Origin of the sequence: Nonomuraea jiangxiensis (genome assembly GCF_900099965.1) — a bacterium.
Lineage (GTDB): Bacteria > Actinomycetota > Actinomycetes > Streptosporangiales > Streptosporangiaceae > Nonomuraea > Nonomuraea jiangxiensis.
In genome coordinates this window covers 604,926-621,498 of sequence record NZ_FNDJ01000002.1, presented here as the reverse complement: position 1 = coordinate 621,498, position 16,573 = coordinate 604,926, and the positions used below count along the sequence as shown (strand labels likewise).

The 16,573-nt window shown below is 71.9% G+C and carries 16 protein-coding genes; 6 read left to right on the top strand and 10 right to left on the bottom strand.

What is annotated here, in order from left to right; translation table 11 throughout:
- Nucleotides 1-51: 51 nt before the first annotated feature.
- The 3 genes from BLS95_RS06105 to BLS95_RS06095 form a co-directional block, all read right to left on the bottom strand.
- Nucleotides 52-1,260: a cytochrome P450 gene (locus BLS95_RS06105; RefSeq protein WP_090929833.1), complete on the bottom strand. Its 1,209-nt coding sequence runs from the start codon at nt 1,258-1,260 to the stop codon at nt 52-54.
- Nucleotides 1,261-1,324: 64 nt separating this feature from the next.
- A complete protein-coding gene (locus BLS95_RS06100; RefSeq protein WP_090929832.1) occupies nt 1,325-1,963 on the bottom strand; it encodes a TetR/AcrR family transcriptional regulator in 639 nt (212 codons plus the stop codon).
- Between the two features lie 139 nt (nt 1,964-2,102).
- The gene (locus tag BLS95_RS06095) at nt 2,103-3,893 is read right to left on the bottom strand and encodes an APC family permease (protein ID WP_090929831.1); all 1,791 of its coding nucleotides are present in this window, start codon (nt 3,891-3,893) and stop codon (nt 2,103-2,105) included.
- A 196-nt stretch (nt 3,894-4,089) separates the two neighbouring features.
- On the opposite strand from BLS95_RS06095, the gene BLS95_RS06090 reads away from it, so the two are divergent.
- Nucleotides 4,090-4,548 carry a GNAT family N-acetyltransferase gene (locus tag BLS95_RS06090; RefSeq protein ID WP_090929830.1) on the top strand — a complete coding sequence of 153 codons (459 nt, stop codon included), beginning with the start codon at nt 4,090-4,092 and terminating at the stop codon, nt 4,546-4,548.
- Between the two features lie 11 nt (nt 4,549-4,559).
- Here the strand turns inward: BLS95_RS06090 and BLS95_RS06085 are convergent, their stop codons facing one another.
- Both BLS95_RS06085 and BLS95_RS06080 read right to left on the bottom strand, forming a co-directional pair.
- A complete protein-coding gene (locus BLS95_RS06085) occupies nt 4,560-5,006 on the bottom strand; it encodes a VOC family protein (RefSeq protein ID WP_090929829.1) in 447 nt (148 codons plus the stop codon).
- Nucleotides 5,007-5,074: 68 nt separating this feature from the next.
- A complete protein-coding gene (locus tag BLS95_RS06080) occupies nt 5,075-5,866 on the bottom strand; it encodes a sporulation protein (protein WP_090929828.1) in 792 nt (263 codons plus the stop codon).
- Nucleotides 5,867-6,141: 275 nt separating this feature from the next.
- Between BLS95_RS06080 and BLS95_RS06075 the strand changes: the two genes are divergently transcribed.
- A complete protein-coding gene (locus BLS95_RS06075; RefSeq protein WP_090929827.1) occupies nt 6,142-7,494 on the top strand; it encodes a GntP family permease in 1,353 nt (450 codons plus the stop codon).
- 31 nt (nt 7,495-7,525) lie between these two features.
- On the opposite strand, the gene BLS95_RS06070 is transcribed toward BLS95_RS06075, so the two are convergent.
- On the bottom strand, nt 7,526-8,305 hold the full coding sequence (locus BLS95_RS06070) for an IclR family transcriptional regulator (RefSeq protein ID WP_218135623.1): 780 nt from the start codon (nt 8,303-8,305) through the stop codon (nt 7,526-7,528).
- A 268-nt stretch (nt 8,306-8,573) separates the two neighbouring features.
- On the opposite strand from BLS95_RS06070, the gene BLS95_RS06065 reads away from it, so the two are divergent.
- The gene (locus BLS95_RS06065) at nt 8,574-9,185 is read left to right on the top strand and encodes a TetR/AcrR family transcriptional regulator (protein ID WP_090929825.1); all 612 of its coding nucleotides are present in this window, start codon (nt 8,574-8,576) and stop codon (nt 9,183-9,185) included.
- Here BLS95_RS06065 and BLS95_RS06060 read toward each other — a convergent pair.
- The 3 genes from BLS95_RS06060 to kdpA all read right to left on the bottom strand — a co-directional run bounded on the left by BLS95_RS06060 (nt 9,157) and on the right by kdpA (nt 13,556).
- Nucleotides 9,157-10,947 carry an exo-alpha-sialidase gene (locus BLS95_RS06060; protein WP_143043599.1) on the bottom strand — a complete coding sequence of 597 codons (1,791 nt, stop codon included), beginning with the start codon at nt 10,945-10,947 and terminating at the stop codon, nt 9,157-9,159. The two genes, BLS95_RS06065 and BLS95_RS06060, sit on opposite strands and share 29 nt — an antisense overlap.
- Nucleotides 10,948-11,235: 288 nt before the next feature.
- The gene (locus tag BLS95_RS06055) at nt 11,236-11,517 is read right to left on the bottom strand and encodes a hypothetical protein (protein ID WP_218135622.1); all 282 of its coding nucleotides are present in this window, start codon (nt 11,515-11,517) and stop codon (nt 11,236-11,238) included.
- A gap of 386 nt (nt 11,518-11,903) precedes the next feature.
- Nucleotides 11,904-13,556, bottom strand: a complete 1,653-nt coding sequence (gene kdpA / locus BLS95_RS06050) for a potassium-transporting ATPase subunit KdpA (RefSeq protein WP_090929822.1) — start codon at nt 13,554-13,556, stop codon at nt 11,904-11,906.
- A gap of 268 nt (nt 13,557-13,824) precedes the next feature.
- Between kdpA and BLS95_RS06045 the strand changes: the two genes are divergently transcribed.
- Entirely contained in the window at nt 13,825-14,109 is a 285-nt protein-coding gene (locus BLS95_RS06045) for an SAV_915 family protein (protein ID WP_218135621.1), read from the top strand.
- Nucleotides 14,110-14,250: 141 nt separating this feature from the next.
- Here BLS95_RS06045 and BLS95_RS06040 read toward each other — a convergent pair whose 3' ends face one another.
- Nucleotides 14,251-15,321, bottom strand: coding sequence for a diaminopropionate ammonia-lyase (locus BLS95_RS06040; RefSeq protein WP_090929821.1), 1,071 nt, complete (start codon nt 15,319-15,321; stop codon nt 14,251-14,253).
- Between the two features lie 159 nt (nt 15,322-15,480).
- On the opposite strand from BLS95_RS06040, the gene BLS95_RS06035 reads away from it, so the two are divergent.
- Both BLS95_RS06035 and BLS95_RS06030 read left to right on the top strand, forming a co-directional pair.
- Nucleotides 15,481-16,005: a GNAT family N-acetyltransferase gene (locus BLS95_RS06035; protein WP_090929820.1), complete on the top strand. Its 525-nt coding sequence runs from the start codon at nt 15,481-15,483 to the stop codon at nt 16,003-16,005.
- Between the two features lie 86 nt (nt 16,006-16,091).
- The gene (locus BLS95_RS06030; protein WP_090929819.1) at nt 16,092-16,439 is read left to right on the top strand and encodes a DUF488 domain-containing protein; all 348 of its coding nucleotides are present in this window, start codon (nt 16,092-16,094) and stop codon (nt 16,437-16,439) included.
- Nucleotides 16,440-16,573 lie beyond the last annotated feature (134 nt).

Below are 16,573 nucleotides of genomic sequence, written 5' to 3'. Positions count from 1 at the left end.
ACAAGCCAAGGCAACGGAGAAAGTTTCATGGCTCCGGCCGGCCCCGGGAGGTCACCAGGTGACGGGGAGTTCGTAGACGCCGTAGACCTGGCCGTCGTGCTTGAAGGGGATCCGGTCCAGGTCGGTCGCCAGGCTCAGGGTGGGGATGCGCCGGTAGAGGGTGCTGTAGACCACCTGCAGCTCCACCCGGGCCAGCGGCTGGCCCAGGCACTGGTGGACGCCGAAGCCGAAGGCCACGTGGCGGCGGGCGTCACGCCGGATGTCCAGCTCGTCCGGGTCGGGGAACACCTCCGGGTCACGGTTGCCGAGGTCGTTGGCCATGATCATGCCCTCGCCCGCGCGGATGACCTGGCCGGCGATCTCGATGTCCTCCAGGGCGACCCGGCGGCGGCCGCTGTGGGTGATGTTGAGGTAGCGCAGCAGTTCCTCCGCCGCGCCGGCGACCAGTGTCGGGTCGTCGCTCTCACGCAGCAGGGCGAGCTGGCCGGGGTTCCGCAGCAGCGCGAGGGTGCCGAGCGCGATCATGTTCGCGGTGGTCTCGTGCCCGGCGACGAGCAGCAGCACTCCCATCCCGGCCGCCTCCTGCCGCGTCAGCTCACCCTCCGCGACCCGGGCGGCCACCTTGGACAGCAGGTCATCGCCGGGGTTGCGGAGCTTCTCCGCCACCAGGCCGTCCAGGTAGTCGGTCAGGCGGCGGCCGGCGGCGAAGCGCTCCTCGGGCGGCGCGCCGCGCCTGATGATGGTCCTGCTGTTGTCCTGGAAGAAGTCGTGGTCGGCGTACGGCACCCCGAGCAGCTCGCAGATCACCAGCGAGGGCACCGGCAGCGCGAACGCCTCCACCAGGTCCACCGGCTTGGGCCCGGCCAGCATGGCGTCGATCAGGTCGTCCACGATCCGCTGAATGGCCGGGCGCATGGTCTCCGTCCGCCGGACCGTGAACGCCGCCTGCACCATGCGCCGCAGCCGGGCGTGCTCCGGGTCGTCCATCAGGATGAAGCTGAGGGGGCCGCCGCGGACGGGCGCCGGGCTCGGGTAACCGGGGCGGGTGATGTCGGCACTGACCCGCCGGTCGGCCAGCAGCGCCCGCTGCTCGGTGTAGCGGGTCACCAGCCACGGGGTGCTGCCGTCCCACAGCCGCACCCGGACCAGCGGCCCCTCCCGCTGCAGGGCGTGCAGCGCCGGCGGCGGGTCGAACGGGCAGCTCGCCGCCCTGACACCCGGGAACTCCGGCACCTCGGCAGGGCTCAACGTTTCGGTCATCGCTGGTTCTCCTCTCCAGGGAAGTCGGCCGCGAGGCGTCGCCCCCGGCCGTGCGGGCAGGGCGCTAGTCGCGCTCGCGCGTGACCGGGGCCGTCCACAGGGCGACGATCACGTCGATCAGCCCGGTCGCGGCGTCGTGCCAGCTCGCACGCGGGGTGGGACGGCCGTCGGCGAGGGCGCGCTCGCGCTGGGCGCAGGTGTGGACCAGTAACTGGCTGGCCATGTCATCGCGCTCGGCCCGCACCTCGGCCGGCAGCTCGGGGATGCAGCGGTTGAGCCCGTCGAGGATCCGCCGCAGGGAGGGCGCGGCCAGTGCCTCGCCGGCCATGATCTCGCGGAGCCCGGGGTCGGTCATCACCTGGGCGGCGAAGCGGGCGTACCAGGTGGGGTTGCCGATGGCGGCCAGATGCCCGGTGAGCGGGCGCACCAGGCAGCTCACCCAGTCACGCACGTCGGACGAGTCGCCGACGCCGGCCAGCAGCTCCCGGCGCAGGAGCTCGATCTGCTCGGTGTGCTTGCGGACGATCGCGCGCACCAGGTCGGCCTTGGTGCCGAAGTGGTAGCCGACGGCGGCGTTGTTGCCCTGCCCCGCGGCCTCGCTGACCTGGCGGTTGGACACGGCGAACACGCCATGCTCGGCGAAGAGCCGCTCGGCCGCGGTCAGGATCTGCTCGCGGGTCGCGCTGGCCCGTTCGGTCCTCACCGCCGCACCCGGTCGTCAGGCGGCGGCCCCGGACGACGCGGCGGGCACCCACTGTCGGTCTGACTCACCATGACCTCCCCGAGTCGGCCTGTGACTGACTCAGATAATCAGGCAGGTCAGATTAAGTCAAGCGACTGATTTATATGCGGAAGCGCATCCGGCACACCACCGCGTCGGTCCGCCGGCGCAGCGCCATGGCCAGCACCGCTCCGCGCTGGTTCTGCAGCAGCCGCTGCCAGGCGTGGTCCGGCTCGACCTCGGCGATCAGCACGAAGACGTGCGGCTCCGGCACCTGAGCCAGATACGTGAGCAGCGGCTCGGCCAGCCGCCGGTGGCCGTCGGAGAGCCGCACCAGCTCCACCCCCGGGTCCCAGCGCTCCCAGTCCGCCATGAAGGTCCGCGCCTCCCCCTCGTCGTCGGGATGGGTGACGTTGACGGCGACCACCCGATCCCCCAGCGACAGCGCCGCCGACAGCGCGTCCCTGGTCAGCCGGGTGACCGCGTGCACCGGCACCACCACCAGCGAGCGCCGCGGCAGCGGCGGTGGCGGGGTACGGCCCAGCTCCAGCCGCCCGCCGATCCGCGCGTACGACCGGTTGACCCACTCCATGGCCGCCACCAGCAGCGGCAGCGCGACCACGATCAGCCAGCCGCCCGCGCCGAACTTCGCCGCCGTCACCACGATCGCCGCGAGGAAGGTCAGCATCGCGCCGAACCCGTTCAGCGCCGTCCGCCACCGCCATCCCGCGGGCCGGTCCATCAGCCAGTGCCGGACCATGCCCGCCTGCGACAGCGTGAACCCGACGAACACCCCGATCGCGAACAGCGGCACCAGCAGGTTCATCTCGCCCCTGGCCACGACCAGCAGCAGTCCGCTGGTGACGGCCAGGAACGCGATGCCGTACCGGTGCACGTGGCGGTCCGTGCGCAGGGCGAAGACGTGCGGCAGGTTGTTGTCCCTGGCCAGCAGCCGGGCCAGCACCGGCAGTCCGCCGAAGGAGGTGTTCGCGGCCAGCGCCAGCAGCACCACGGTGGCGAACTGCACCACGTAGAAGAGCGCCCCGTCCCCCAGCGCCGCCCGCGTCACCTGTGCCAGCACGGTCACGCCGGAGACGGGGGCGATGCCGAACTTCTGGATCAGCGCGGCGATGCCCAGCAACATGACCGCCAGCAGGCCGCCCAGGGCGATCTCGGCCCGCTGCGCCCGCCGTATCCGGGGCTGCCGGAACGACGGGACCGCGTTGGCGATCGCCTCGACTCCCGTCAGCGAGGCGCACCCGTTCGCGAACGCCTTCAGCAACAGCAGCACCCCGACCGTCTGCAGGCCGTGCACCTGGTGCCGGACGTCGACGGCGGGCTCGCCGCGGACCAGCCCCGCCACGACGACCAGCAGGATCGCGCCCACGTAGATCACGGTCGGGGCGATGAACGCGCGGGCGCTGTGCGCGATCCCGCGCAGGTTGACCGCCGTCACCAGGGCCAGCACCGCCAGGCACAACCCCACGGTGTACGGCAGCAGCTCGGGGAAGGCCGAGTTGAGCGCCGCGACCCCGGCGGCCACCGAGACGGCGACGTTGAGCACGTAGTCGACGATCAGAGCGGCCCCGGCGACCAGGCCGGCCCGGCGGCCCAGGTAGGTCCTGGCCACTCCGTACGCCCCGCCGCCCGCCGGGAAGGCCGCGATGACCTGCCGGTAGGACAGGGTCAGCACGCCCAGCAGGAGCGCGATGACGAGCGTGACCGGGATCGTGAACCCCAGGCCCGCGCCGCCTGCCAGCGCCAGCACGAGCACGATCGCCTCGGGCCCGTACGCGACCGACGCCATGGCGTCCAGCGACAGCGCGGCCAGCCCGCCGACGACCGACAGGCGATGCCGGTCGCCGGTATCAGGGGGCTCCTTGGCGCGGGCAGGGGTCTTGACAAGGGACATGGACCGAACGCTCCTGAATAGGGATTTTCGCCCCCATCCTGCGCACAACCCGGCATCACGGACGCCGCTCTATACGCGTTCTCGACACGAACCCCGCGAATAGCTACGCAAACCAGACAGAACCCGCGCCCGACCCGGTTTTCCGGAGCCGCTACGATCAACCCACCCAGACTCCCGCAATCCGCCCAGGTAGGCCATGACGTCATCGACCGAGTACGAGCTGCGGCCCGCCACCCCCGCCGACTACGACGCCATAGCCGCCGTCGTCGACGACTGGTGGGGCCGCCCGATCCTGTCCGTACTGCCCAGGCTCTATCTCGACCACTTCCACCGGACGAGCCTGATCGCCGACGGCCCGGCGGGGATGTCCGGCTTCCTGATCGGCTTCATGTCCCCGTCCCTGCCCGACGAGGCCTACATCCACTTCGTCGGCGTCTCTCCCGGCGCCAGGGGAAGCGGCCTGGCCAGGACGATGTACGAGCGCTTCTTCGACCTCGCCCGCCGCCACGACCGGCGCGTCGTGAAGGCCATCACCGCACCGGTCAACACGGCTTCGCAGGCCTTTCACCGCCGCCTGGGATTCACGGTCGGCGACCCCGTCCCGGGCTACAACGGCCCGGGGACGAGCGTGGTGACCTTCGCCCGGACCCTCTGACCGGACCGCCCTTACCGCCCGGCGACCGGGGGCACCGGGTCCTTGCCGAAGACCCACGGCGCGAAGACGATCATCCACCCGTCGGGGTCGGCGAACGCGACGGCTCCCCGCTCCGCCCAGTAGGCGTTGTCCAGGGTGGCCGGCCGGTGCCCGAGACCGGTCAGCCGCCCGGCGGCGGCCGCCACCGCGTCGGGGCCGGGCAGGTAGAACACGAGCTGGTTCTCCGTGGAGGGAGCCGGGATGTCGGGTGCCGCGCCGTGCTGCGTCAGTTCGAGGTGGACCGGCGACCCGGGCAGGCCGAAGACGGCTCCGTCGTAACCGGCGTGACCGCGCCACGAGGCGATCACCGGCAGCTCCAGCACGTCACGGTAGAAGTGCAGGCAGTCCTCGAACCGAGCCGTCGGCCGGGCGAAGCGGATCGCCCCCACCGGCAGGAAGTCCGGCCACTCGTGCGCCATTCCACGCCCTTTCCGATCGTCGCGGCAACGGGCACCCACCGTACCGGGCGGGGCGGCGGGGACGCGGGTCAGCCCCGGTGCCACCGGCCGTCGCCGCGCGCCTGGCGGACCAGCCTGGCCAGCCAGCGGTCGATCTCGCTCGGCCAGTCCGTACGCAGTGCCTCCTCATGGCTCATCCGGAACCGCTCCCCGCCCGAGCACGGGCCGGTGGCCTTCCCGGCCGCCAGCAGCACGTCCAGCCCCGACGCGCTCGGGACGAACGACAGCTCGACCGCATGCACGACCCCCGCGTGGTGGCTGGGCGGATAGAACTCGATCCGCTGGTGGAAGGGCAGCTCCTGACCCACGTGGCTCAGCGGGCCGGCCCGCAGGGCGGCGGACTTGAAAGGGAACCCGAGCCGCGCGAACGCCTGCAGCACGCGTAACTGCGAGGGCACCGGCCGGACCGCCACCAGCGCCGCGTCGCCCCGGCCGACGGCCGTGTCGATCGCCACCTCGGCCTGCACGGCCAGGGCCAGCCCGGTCAGATGCCGGCCGCCGATCTCGCTGATCGGCGTCTCCCACGGCACCGCCACCCGGAACTCGATGGCCCGCTCCGCGCCCTGGGGCAGGACGGCCGGGCCGGAGATCTGGGGTCTGCAGAACTCCTCGATCCCGTCGCGGTCACCGGCCGCCTTCAGTGGCCCCAGCCGGGCGGCCAGCCCGAGGCCGATCCGGTCGATCGCGGCGTCGAAGTCGCCGCCGCGCAGCCGTATCTCGCCGGACAGCGTGCCACCGGGCTGTGTCCACCGCCGGGTCAGAAAGGTGGCCACCGACGGCGCGCCGGCTCCGAAGGCACTCCGCATCCGAATGAAGACCATGGTCGATCTCCCCGAGTCAATCGATCGAGCCACTCACCGGCCTGAACGATCGGCGGGGAGGCCGGGTTCCGAGAGGGAGCGACTTGTCACCGTGGGGAGCCGGGAGGTGTCAAGTTGCCGCGAGCGGACCTCACCGGAAGACCCGAATCCCCGTTCGATCCGCCCGCCCGCCGACACCTGTCGCACGCCGCCTACCAGGGCTTTTCCACATCGTGGGTATATGCTCATAACGTAAGCCAGTTTTACCGCTGGGCTTACGCGATGGGGACGGGCCAATGTCAGACATCGGAACTCTGGCCAACACCGCGGTGGCCGTCGTGGGCATCGTCGTACTGATCGTCAGGTTCAGGGTCAATCCGGTGGTCGCCCTGGTGATCGGCGCGGGTTATCTCGGGCTCGCCGCCGGGATCGGGGTGGCCAGGACCGCGGAGACGATCACCGCGGGTTTCGGTGAGATCATGGCCGGCATCGGCCTGCTGGTCGCCTTCGGGGTGCTGATGGGGGCGATCCTGCGCGAGCTGGGGGCGATCGAGCGGCTGGTGCGGGGGTTGCTGAGGGTGTTCGGCCCGCGGCGCGTCCCCTATGCGATGTCGCTGACCATCGCCACGCTGCTGCAGTCCATATTCCTCGACGTGATGCTGGTGATCTCCGCGCCGCTGGCCCGGGGCCTGGCCCGCAAGCTCGACCGCTACGGGACCGCCCGCATGGCGACGGCGCTGGCGATCGGCCTGGAGAGCGGCATCATCTTCACCGTCCCCGGCGTCGGCGCGCTGGCCCTGGCGGCGCTCCTGCACGTGCCGCTCGGCACGTATCTACTGTTCGGCCTCATCGTGGTCATCCCGACCGTGCTCGTCGCCACCGCCATCTCCACCTTCATTCTGGTCCACGGCTGGTGGAAGCCCGAGGCCGACGAGGAGCCCTTCGTCGACGAGCCGCGGGAGGCGGGGCCGGTCGCCGACGGCGTCGCCGTCCAGGTCAGGGACGAGCCCAGGCTCGTCGTGCTGTTCGGGCCCATGCTGGTCGCGCTCGCGCTGGTCGCCACCGGCGCCCTGGCCAAGGCGGCGAAGCTGAGCGATCCCGCGCTGGCGTTCGTCTCCACCCCGGTGATCGCGCTGCTGATCGGCATGGTCGGCACCTTCTACGTCGGGCGGCGGGCGCTGGGGCAGGACCGCGTGGAGCAGGCCATGGCCAGGGGGCTCAAGGAGAGCGGGCCGATCCTGCTGCTCAACGGCGTCGGCGGGTCCCTGGCCGCGATGATCAAGGCGGCCGGGCTGGGCGCCATCCTCGGCAAATACCTCTCGGCCGGCTCCGTGGCGCCGCTGATCGTGGTCTGGGTCATCGCGGCCGTGCTGCACGTGGCGGTCGGCTCGGTGACGATCTCGGCCATCACGTCGGCCGGGCTGCTCGCGCCGCTCGCGCCGGCACTCGGCATCGATCCGGTGCTGGTCGCGCTGGCGGCCGGCGCCGGCTCCCTGTTCATGGTGCACCTCACGAGCAACACGTTCTGGCTGCTGCAGTCGCTGCTCGGGCAGAGCACCAGGGGGACGTTGAAGACCTGCACCGTGGGGGTCTCCGTGGCCTCGGTGGTGGCGATGGGACCGATTCTGGCGCTCAGCCTGGTTCTTTGAGGCGCTCGGTGACTTCGGCGGCCCCGGCGGCTCAGGCCGGGTAGCGCCCGCCCAGCGTCCTGGTGATCCGGTCGGCGTGCTCGACCAGCAGGTCCACCCAGAACAGGCACTGCTCGTACGGCATGCGCAGGCTCGGTCCCATGATCATCAACGCGCCCACCAGATCCGCCGCCGGGTCGAACACGGGAGCCGCCAGCCCCGACGCCCCGTCCACCCGCTCGCCCACGGTGATCGCGCACCCCTCGGCCCGGGTGCGTGCGATCAACCCGCGCAGCTCACCGGGGTCGGTGACGGTCTGCTCGGTGAGCTGCGGGAGCGCTCCGCGCAGCACCTCCTCGGCCAGCTCCGGGTTCCAGGCGAGCAGCACCCGGCCGGCCGACCCGACGGTGATGGGCGCGATCTTGCCGACGTGCATGTCGCGCCGCAGGGCGTGATACGTCTCCGCCACCGCGACGCACACCCGGTGCGCCCCCTCGGCGCGGAAGAAGCACGTGGTCTCCCCCGTCTTGTCGCGCAGCTCCTTCAGCACCGGGTTGACCACGGACAGCACGTCGAGGTCCTTGACCGCGGCGGCCGCCCAGAAGGCCATCCGCGCCCCGATCCGGACCTGGTCCCCCACCCGGTCCAGGAACCCGTGCGCGACCATGTTCGCCACCAGCCGCTGCAGCGTGGACGTCGGCAACCCGGTCGCCTCCCGCAGCTCCCGCAACGTCACCGACGGCTTGGCGAGCGTGAAGGAGTTGAGTATCTCGGCGACTTTCCCCAGCACGAGCACCGGTTGCCTGGACCCGCCCCGGCCGTCTCTCCCCACCCCACGACTTTACGGGACCGCCGGGGCGGGACTTCGAGGCGGGGTTGCGTGCCGCCCACCGTCGCCGCCCACCCGTCGCCGTCCACCTGGCGCCGTCCACCTGGCGACGTCACACGACACGCCGCTCATTACAACGGCGCCCTTCCGCGAACGTCAACCGCCGGGACGCCCCCACCCGCCCGGGAAGGCGAGCCGGTCCTGCGTCACCCGGCCCAGGCAGCGGCTCCCCGCGAGACGGCGATCACGTGATCAGGTAGATTGGCTGGGCATGTCACCGCGTGGCGTTGCGATCCCCGGCATCCGGCGGCAGCTCTTCGACGCCGCCGAGCGCGTGCTCCTGCGGGCGGGTCCGGCGGGCCTGACCGGACGGGCGATCACCAAGGAGGCCGGCTGCGCCACCGGCCTGCTCTACAACCACTTCGCGGATCTTGACACGTTCCTGGCCGCGCTCGTCCTCGACCGGGCCGGCAGCACGAGCGCGAGCATGGCCCGCCTGCCCGGCCTGGCGGGCAGCGGGGACGTGGTCGACAACCTCATGAGCGCTGTCAGGAGGCTCTTCACCGGCAACCTGCTCGCCCTGGCCGGGCTCGTCATGGCCCGTCCGGCCATCATCGGCCACCTGGGCGAGGCGTTCGCCGACGGCACCCTGGAGATCGACGCCGGCGAGCGCGCCTTCGCCGACTACCTGCGCGCCGAGCAGGAGCACGGCCGGATCCGGGCGGAGACCGACGTCGAGTCCTTCGCCCTCGCCCTGGTGGGCGCCGCCCACCAGCTCCTGCTCACGCGCGGCCCGCAGGCGCCCGACCTGCATGAGCGCATGCGCAGGACGATCACTGCGCTGATCTCGGCCGTCACTCCGCAGGCGGGTGCGGAGGCTTGAGGTCGGCCGGCACGGGAGGGGCCCCGGGCGTGAGGCCCGCCGGCTCGGAAGCGGCCGTCGCCCCGGGCGTGGCGGCGTAGAGTTCCAGCTCGTTCAGCATGCTGCAGAGGCGGCCCACCTCGGGGTCGCAGTCGCGGGTGGGACCGAGGACGATCTTGACGTGGCGGCCCCGGGCCTCCGGCGGCAGGGGCGAGTAGCGCAGCGCGTAGTCGACGCGACCGGTCACGGTGGCGACGGGGCTGCCCCAGTTCCTGCCGTCCCTGGAGACGTACACCTTGGCGTCGGCGGCGTGCCCCGGCCGCAGGCTCAGCCCGACGTCGGTGAAGGTGTAGGCGGAGTCGAAGTGGACGACGTAGACGCCGCGGCCTCGGGCGACGGCGCTGGACCAGTAGCCGGTGCTGCCGTCGTGGGCGCCGCCGGGCCTGGCCCGCGGGTGCTCCGCGGCCGACCAGGTCATGTTCGTGGTGACCGTCAGCTCGCCGCGCCTGGCCTTGGCCGCCAGGTCGATCCGGCCCGGGTCGGGCGGTATGACGTCGAAGCGGCGGCGCTTGATCGCGTACCAGCCGCCGTGCTCGAACTTGCCGCCGGCCGGGCACGCCGTCTCGTTCAGCGTGCCGTCCGGCCACTTGCCCGGCAGCTTGCAGTTGTCGAAGACCTGCACCAGCCGATGGACGCCGATGGGAGCGATGCCGGTGTATCCCGAGGAGCCGTGGCTGTCGTAGACGCCGTCGCGGTTGTGGTAGGTCACCCGGGGCAGTCCCCAGGAGTCGCCGCGGCCGTCGAGGGAGACGGTCATCCAGTTGTCCGGGCGGCCCGCGCTGAGGACCAGGACTCCGTTGGGCATCAGCAGCAGCCTCGGTGAGACCCCGCGGACGACGCAGTCCTGCCCGGGCAGCCGCAGCTGGTCCACCGGTGACCAGGTCACGCCGCCGTCCGCCGAGCGGCTGTAGTGCAGCGTGGAGTAGAGGCCGCCGTCGCGCCGCAGCACGGCCAGCAGGCTGCCGTCGGCCACCTGCTCGATGGCCGCCTCGTTGTAGGTGAAACCGTCGCTCGGCTCGGCGATCACTCCGCGCCTGGTGAAGGTCCGGCCGCCGTCGCGGCTGGCGTACACCTCGGCCTTGAAGGCGGCGGTGGGGCCGTAGGGGTTGTAGGCGGCCACCAGGATCGTGCCGTCGAGCAGCTGGATCGGCGTGCCGTGCGCGACGCCGATGCCGGCCAGTTCGTCCGGGGTCGTGAACGTGGCCGTCGATCGGGTCCAGGTCTCCCCCGCGTCGGTGGAGGTGAGGACGTCCAAGCCGCTGGTGTGCGGGTCCACCGGGGACAGGTAGTACCGGGTGGCGAGCAGGCGCCCGTCGAGCAGCTGGAGCGGAGCCTCGCGCAGGGGCGCGGCCCGGGGCACGCCGAAGGTGTCGCCGTCGTCGTGGGAGACGGCCAGCTCGCCGGTGTGCTCCATCACCTCGTCGACGTTCGTGGACCAGGAGGCGATCACCTTCCTGACCGGGCGGCCGTCCTTGCCCACCAGGTCGATCGAGGCCACGCTGGGGAACCCGGCGAACCTGGCGCGCTGCTCCACCGTGGGCTCGGCCGCCGTCGGCGCGGGAACGGGCTGGATCCAGGCGATCGGGTCGAGCAGGGCCGCGTCGACGAAGTCGTCCGGGATGCCGCAGTAGTCCGCGGGCTCGACCGGGTCCGCGTGGGCGACGCCGTACGGGGCGGCCAGCGGGAGCAGGCAGGCGGCGAGCAGCACGAACGGGACAGACACGATGACCGCCGCTTCTCTCAGCTGCGCGAAGCAGCGGTGTGTGTGACCATGTCGGCGGTATCCTCGTGCGGTTCGGTCGAGCCACCAGGCGAGTCACCCGGCTGATATGACACGACACTAGATGAAGTGTCGGCCGATTCCGTGGATTGACTGGTGTGTACGCGTCGTGTCGCCCGCTGTGACCATGGGCTGGTCAGCGAGGCGGCGTCCAGCCGCGGGCGCGAACGAGGGGCTGGCACGACCCCGTCCGCGCGGACCAGGGAAGGCCGCGGCTGGACGCCTGACCGGCTACGGCTTGATCGTGCCTCGGTAACCGACCGGGCCTTCGCCCTTGAACTGCGCGGATCCCGAGAACCTGTTGCCGTCCTCGAAGAACGTGACCGACCCGTTGCCCTGCGGGCTCGACCACGACACCTGGGTGCCGGTGCCGGGCAGGCCGGAAGCGGGAACGACCCCGGCTCGGTTGTTGATGACGATGGTCAGGTCTGCGTCGTCATGCCAGTCGGCATTGGGCCCGCCCCACTGAATCTGGGTCTTGTACGTCGCCATGCGATCCCCTCCAGCGTCCATCCGGTGAATGATGAGCCGTGCTAGGTGGAACGGCGGCCCGCCGGCACCCCTGCGACGCCTCTGAACAGGCAGAGGTCCCCGGCAGGAGGCCAGTAGGTCTTGCGCCGCATTGACTATGTGATGTCCCTGTCCGGCGGTCAATCGAATGCCGGAACGCGGTGGCTTAGAGACCGTCACAAAAGTCCGTGCCGTCTCGGCGACGGCTCTCTGACCTGGCGCGGCCCGTGGCCGCCGGGACTCGCCCCGTCCGGCGCCTGGCCGGGCCGACCGCCTCTACCAGCGACGACGGCCCGGCGTCTCACTGGATGGCTAGGGTGGCGTGTTGGGCCCGTTTGGGTGGATGCCCATATGACTCTTCGACGTCCAGCCCCGCAAGGGCTCGCGAGTCACCGGGGCAGGCCGTCGGCGATCGGGCCGAGTGACAGCGCCGGCAGGAAGTTCAGCAGGGCCAGGATCAGCGCGGCGCCGGTGGCCAGGGTCGCGAAGTTGAGCCCGTGAGTACGCAGGCTGCCCGCGGTGACCGCCACCGGCTGCCCGCTCGCCATCCGCCCGGCCAGGGCCAGGACGAACACGATCGGCACGTACCGGCCGGCGAGCATCGCCACCGTCATGGTGAGGTTGTAGAACGGCGTGTTGCCGCTGAGGCCGGCCATGGCGCTGCCGTTGCTGTTGACGCTGCTGGTGTAGGCGTAGAGCACCTCGGTGAGCCCGTGCGGGCCGGTGTTGCCCATGGACGCGCGGGCCCCGGGCAGGGCGATGGCCAGGGCGGTGAAGGTGAGGATGAGCGCGGGGGCGGTCAGGGTGTACAGGGCGACGTACCGCATCTCGTGCCGGCCGACGCGCTTGCCGAGGAAGTCGGGGGTGCGGCCGACCATGAGCCCGCCCAGGAATACGGCGACCAGGACGGCGATGAGCAGGCCGTACAGGCCGCTTCCGGTGCCGCCGGGGGCGATCTCGCCGAGCATCATGGCGGCGAGCAGCACCCCGCCGCCGAAGCTGGAGAAGCTGTCGTAGGAGGAGTTGACCGCGCCGTCGGCGGTGGCCGTGGCGGTGACGCCGAACAGGGTGCTGCCGGGGATGCCGATGCGCGTCTCGGTGCCCTCGTACTGGCCGCCGACCGCCTGGGCGACCGTACCGGTCTGCGCGCTCTGGGCGAGGTGGCCCGCGGTGAGGAGCAGGGCGAACAGGACGGCCACCACGGCGAGCAGCGTCCAGCCCAGCTTGAGGTTGCCGGACATGCGGCCGAACAGGCGGATGAAGGCGGTCGGGACCAGCAGCATGAGCAAGATCCCGACGGCGTTGGTCATCGCGGTGGGGTTCTCGAAGGGGTGGGCGCTGCTGACGTTGAAGGCGCCGCCGCCGTCGCCGGACATGAGCTTGATCGGCGCCCAGGAGCCGATCGGCCCGCCCAGCAGGGTCTGGGTGCCGCCGGCGAGCGTGGACACGGTGTGCGGGCCGGACAGGTTCTGCTGCACGCCGAGGCCGATCAGCACCAGGGCGAACACGAAGGACAGCGGCAACAGCACGCGGACGATGCTGCGGAGCAGGTCCACCCAGAAGTTGCCGAGCCCGGCACCGCCGCGCCGCACCAGGCCGCGGATCAGGGCCAGGCCCGCGCACGTGCCGACGGCGGCAGAGGCGAACGCCTGCACGCCCAGACCGGCCATGAGGGTCAGCTGGGTGTGCCCGATCGGGGACTCGCCGGCGTAGTTCTGCCAGCTGGTGTTGGTGGTGAAGCTGACCGCGGTGTGCAGGGCCAGGTCCCAGGGCATGCCCTGGTGGCCGACGTTCCACGGCAGCACGTCCTGGAAGGTCAGCAGGCCGAACAGCACCACGACGCTGAGCGCGGTGAAGGCGAGCAGGGCCAGCAGGTACTGGCCCCAGCTCTGCTCGGCGTCGGGGTCGACACCGCAGAGCCGGTACAGCAGCCGCTCGGCCTTGAGATGGCGCCCGCCGTCCAATGCCTTGGCCAGGTAGTCGCCGAGCGGGACGTGGACGACCAGCAGGACGGTCAGGATGAACAACGCTTGCGCCAGCATGGACGGGCCTTCTGGTCGAATACCGGGGTGTGCGAGAACATGAGAGTCCCGCCGCTCCGGATCCGGCAATGCTTTTGACGGGCTTGCTACGGCAATGCCCGGAATCTCTGCACCTGCTTGACGCGGCCCGGCGCCGCGAGCGAGGGGGGCCGTCAACGTCGCGTCAGCATTTCCCGGGTCGGGCGTCCAGATCCCGTAGCGATCAAGGACGGGCCCTGGCGACGGTTCTAGCGTCGGACTTATGCGACTTCTCGCTGGGAGGAAGCAAATGTCAGAGCCTCGATTGTGCGTCCCCGTCAAGGTGGGCGCGTACGCCTCGGCCCTGAGGCTGTTCCGCACCGCCTCGGGCAAGCGCACGGCGGTCGCGTTCTCCTCGCCGCTCAAACTGGCCAAGGTGCTCGGAACGGAGCAGCGGTGGGTGCTGCTCACCGCCCCGGCACTGCGCGGCATGCTCGCCGAGCTGGACGTCACCGGCATCGTCGTGGACCCGGCGGGCACCATGAGCGGGCCCGCCGAGCGGGCGCCGGCCGGACCCGCGCGGCAGGTGGCGTGATGGGGCGTGGTCCGGCACGCCGGGGTCGTACGGCCGTGTGGCGCCCCCGGCCCGAGTTCCTGCTGCTGCTGGCTCTGATAGCCGTCGTCGCCCTGGTCACCCTCCTCTGACGGCCGGTCGGCGCGTGCTGATGACGCCCCGTCAGGTCCTGCCGTGGGCGGGTGCGAGCGGCTGGGCGCCGTCGGTGCAGATCAGGACGACGGTGGCCGTGTGGTCCAGGCCGAGCCGGTCGAGCGGCAGCAGCCGCGCTCCCGCCAGTGCCGCGGCGCCGCACGGGCCGGCCGCGACGCCGAGCCGGGCCAGGTCGGCGACGGCGGCCGCGTCCTGCTCCTCGCCGACGGCGACGGCCCCGGACAACCCCGCCAGCAGGTACGGCCACGCCGCCGACGAGGGCGTGCCGCAGTTGAGCCCCGCCATGCTCGTCACCCCGGTACGGATCCGCACGGGCCGCCCCGCGAGCAGGCTGCGGCGCACGCAGTCGGCCGAGTCCGGCTCGGCGGTGACGACATGGGCCCTGCCCCGATAGTGGGTGACGACGGCCTGGGCCAGCGAGCCGACCCCGGCGGGCACCACGACGAGGTCGGGGGTCACCCGCTCATCGATCTCGGCGAGCAGCGTCCGGTAACCGTCCACGATCCAGGCGGGCACCCGCTCGTATCCGTCCCAGGCGGTGTCCTGCACCAGCTCGGCGCCGGTGCGGTCGGCGTACTTGGCGGCCCGGCGAACCGCCTCGTCGTAGTCGCCGTCCACCCACTCGATCTCGGCCCCCTCCCCCGCGATGAGGTCGACCGTCCGGTGCTCCAGCACGTCGGGCACGAAGACGACGGCGTGCGCGCCCACCAGCCGGGCCATCCGGGCCAGCGCCCGGCCGTGGTTGCCGTCCGTGGCGGTGACCAGCACCACCGGCTCCCGCGCGGCCGCCGTCCGCAGGCGCTCCAGGTCCAGCGGACCGGCCAGGCCGAACCGGTCCGCCAGCAGCAGGGCCACCGCCCACGAGGCACCCAGGATCTTGAACGCGGGCAGCCCCAGCCGGGACGACTCGTCCTTGACCAGCAGCCGGCCGACGCCCAGCTCGGTGGCCAGTTCGGGAAGCTCGGTCAGCGGCGTCGGGGCGTAGCCGGGCAGCCCGGCGTGGAAGGTACGGGCCGCGCCGTCACCGGGCGGCGGGGGGTTGGGGGCGCTGTGCGAGCGGGCTTCCGGGTTCAGGTACATGGGTCAAGGATCCGGTCCGGGCCGTCACCAGGTCCAGGCGGACCAGGCCGTCCTTCGATCCGGTCGTCCACCTTCTCCACGGGTGCCGGCCCCGCCGCGCGGGCGAGGCCGCGTACCCGCCGAGATCCCGCGGCCGGTCGGCCTGTACGGTGCGGCAGCATGACCGCGCACACCGCCGAGACGATCGGCACCCGGCGCCTGACCCTGCGGCCGCTCCGGGTCGAGGACGCCGAGGAGATGGTCGCCGTGCTGGCCGACCCGGCCCTGCACACCTTCATCGGCGGCGCCCCCGCCAGCCTGGACGCCCTGCGCTCCCGCTACACGCGCCTCGTGGCGGGCTCGCCCGACCCGGCCGTCACCTGGTGCAACTGGGTGATCGAGCTCCACGACCAGGGCCGCCTGGCGGGCACGGTCCAGGCGACGCTCAGCCCGTCCCCTCCCGGGGTCGCCGCGGAGATCGCCTGGGTGGTCGGGACCCCCTGGCAGGGCCGGGGCATCGCCACCGAGGCCGCCATCGGGCTCGTGGCCTGGCTGGAGCGGCGCCACGTGCACACCGTGATCGCCCATATCCACCCCGACCACCGCGCCTCCGCCGCCGTCGCCACCGCCGCCGGGCTCGCCCCCACCGACGAGCTGCACGAGGGCGAGATCAGGTGGAGCAGGCGGAGTCCGCACGCCGCGTGACGCGCCGGCGCAGGGTGAAGCGCGGCGACACGCCGTGCCTGGTGGCGAGGGAGGGCGGCGGACGGTGAGGTGCGACGATGGGAGCCATGTCCTTCCTGATCAAGCGGATCTACGACGAGCCGGATCCCGGTGACGGGTTCAGGGTGCTCGTCGACCGGCTGTGGCCCCGGGGCGTCGCCAAAGAGCGCGCCGAGCTGGATCTGTGGTTGCAGGAAGTCGCGCCGAGCCCGGAGCTGCGGACCTGGTTCGGCCACCGAGCCGATCGTTTCGCCGAGTTCGCGGCCCGCTACACCGCCGAGCTCGACGGCAACCCGGCGGTCGACGTGCTCCGGCAGGCCGGTCGCGAGCACCCCACGGTGACCTTGCTGTACAGCGCCAAGGATCCGAAGATCAACAACGCCGTCGTCCTGGCTGACTACCTGCACGGCACCTGATCCACGCCTTGTCAGATGCGGTCCTGACAAAACTTTACCTGGCAGCAAACCCCCGGTAAATACGGCATTTTTCGCGCTCCAAGGCGCCATGAAGTGCAAAATCTGATTTGCCCGACTTGCCGACAAATGTGGAG

What these genes read in the sequence shown, in the direction of transcription:
- BLS95_RS06090 (WP_090929830.1), top strand. Translation starts at nt 4,090, where the DNA reads ATGACGTCATCGACCGAGTACGAGCTGCGGCCCGCCACCCCCGCCGAC.
- BLS95_RS06080 (WP_090929828.1), bottom strand. Translation starts at nt 5,866, where the DNA reads ATGGTCTTCATTCGGATGCGGAGTGCCTTCGGAGCCGGCGCGCCGTCG.
- BLS95_RS06040 (WP_090929821.1), bottom strand. Translation starts at nt 15,321, where the DNA reads ATGTACCTGAACCCGGAAGCCCGCTCGCACAGCGCCCCCAACCCCCCG.
- BLS95_RS06105 (WP_090929833.1), bottom strand. Translation starts at nt 1,260, where the DNA reads ATGACCGAAACGTTGAGCCCTGCCGAGGTGCCGGAGTTCCCGGGTGTC.
- BLS95_RS06085 (WP_090929829.1), bottom strand. Translation starts at nt 5,006, where the DNA reads ATGGCGCACGAGTGGCCGGACTTCCTGCCGGTGGGGGCGATCCGCTTC.
- BLS95_RS06030 (WP_090929819.1), top strand. Translation starts at nt 16,092, where the DNA reads ATGTCCTTCCTGATCAAGCGGATCTACGACGAGCCGGATCCCGGTGAC.
- BLS95_RS06055 (WP_218135622.1), bottom strand. Translation starts at nt 11,517, where the DNA reads ATGGACGCTGGAGGGGATCGCATGGCGACGTACAAGACCCAGATTCAG.
- kdpA (WP_090929822.1), bottom strand. Translation starts at nt 13,556, where the DNA reads ATGCTGGCGCAAGCGTTGTTCATCCTGACCGTCCTGCTGGTCGTCCAC.
- BLS95_RS06065 (WP_090929825.1), top strand. Translation starts at nt 8,574, where the DNA reads ATGTCACCGCGTGGCGTTGCGATCCCCGGCATCCGGCGGCAGCTCTTC.
- BLS95_RS06035 (WP_090929820.1), top strand. Translation starts at nt 15,481, where the DNA reads ATGACCGCGCACACCGCCGAGACGATCGGCACCCGGCGCCTGACCCTG.
- BLS95_RS06095 (WP_090929831.1), bottom strand. Translation starts at nt 3,893, where the DNA reads ATGTCCCTTGTCAAGACCCCTGCCCGCGCCAAGGAGCCCCCTGATACC.
- BLS95_RS06075 (WP_090929827.1), top strand. Translation starts at nt 6,142, where the DNA reads ATGTCAGACATCGGAACTCTGGCCAACACCGCGGTGGCCGTCGTGGGC.
- BLS95_RS06045 (WP_218135621.1), top strand. Translation starts at nt 13,825, where the DNA reads ATGTCAGAGCCTCGATTGTGCGTCCCCGTCAAGGTGGGCGCGTACGCC.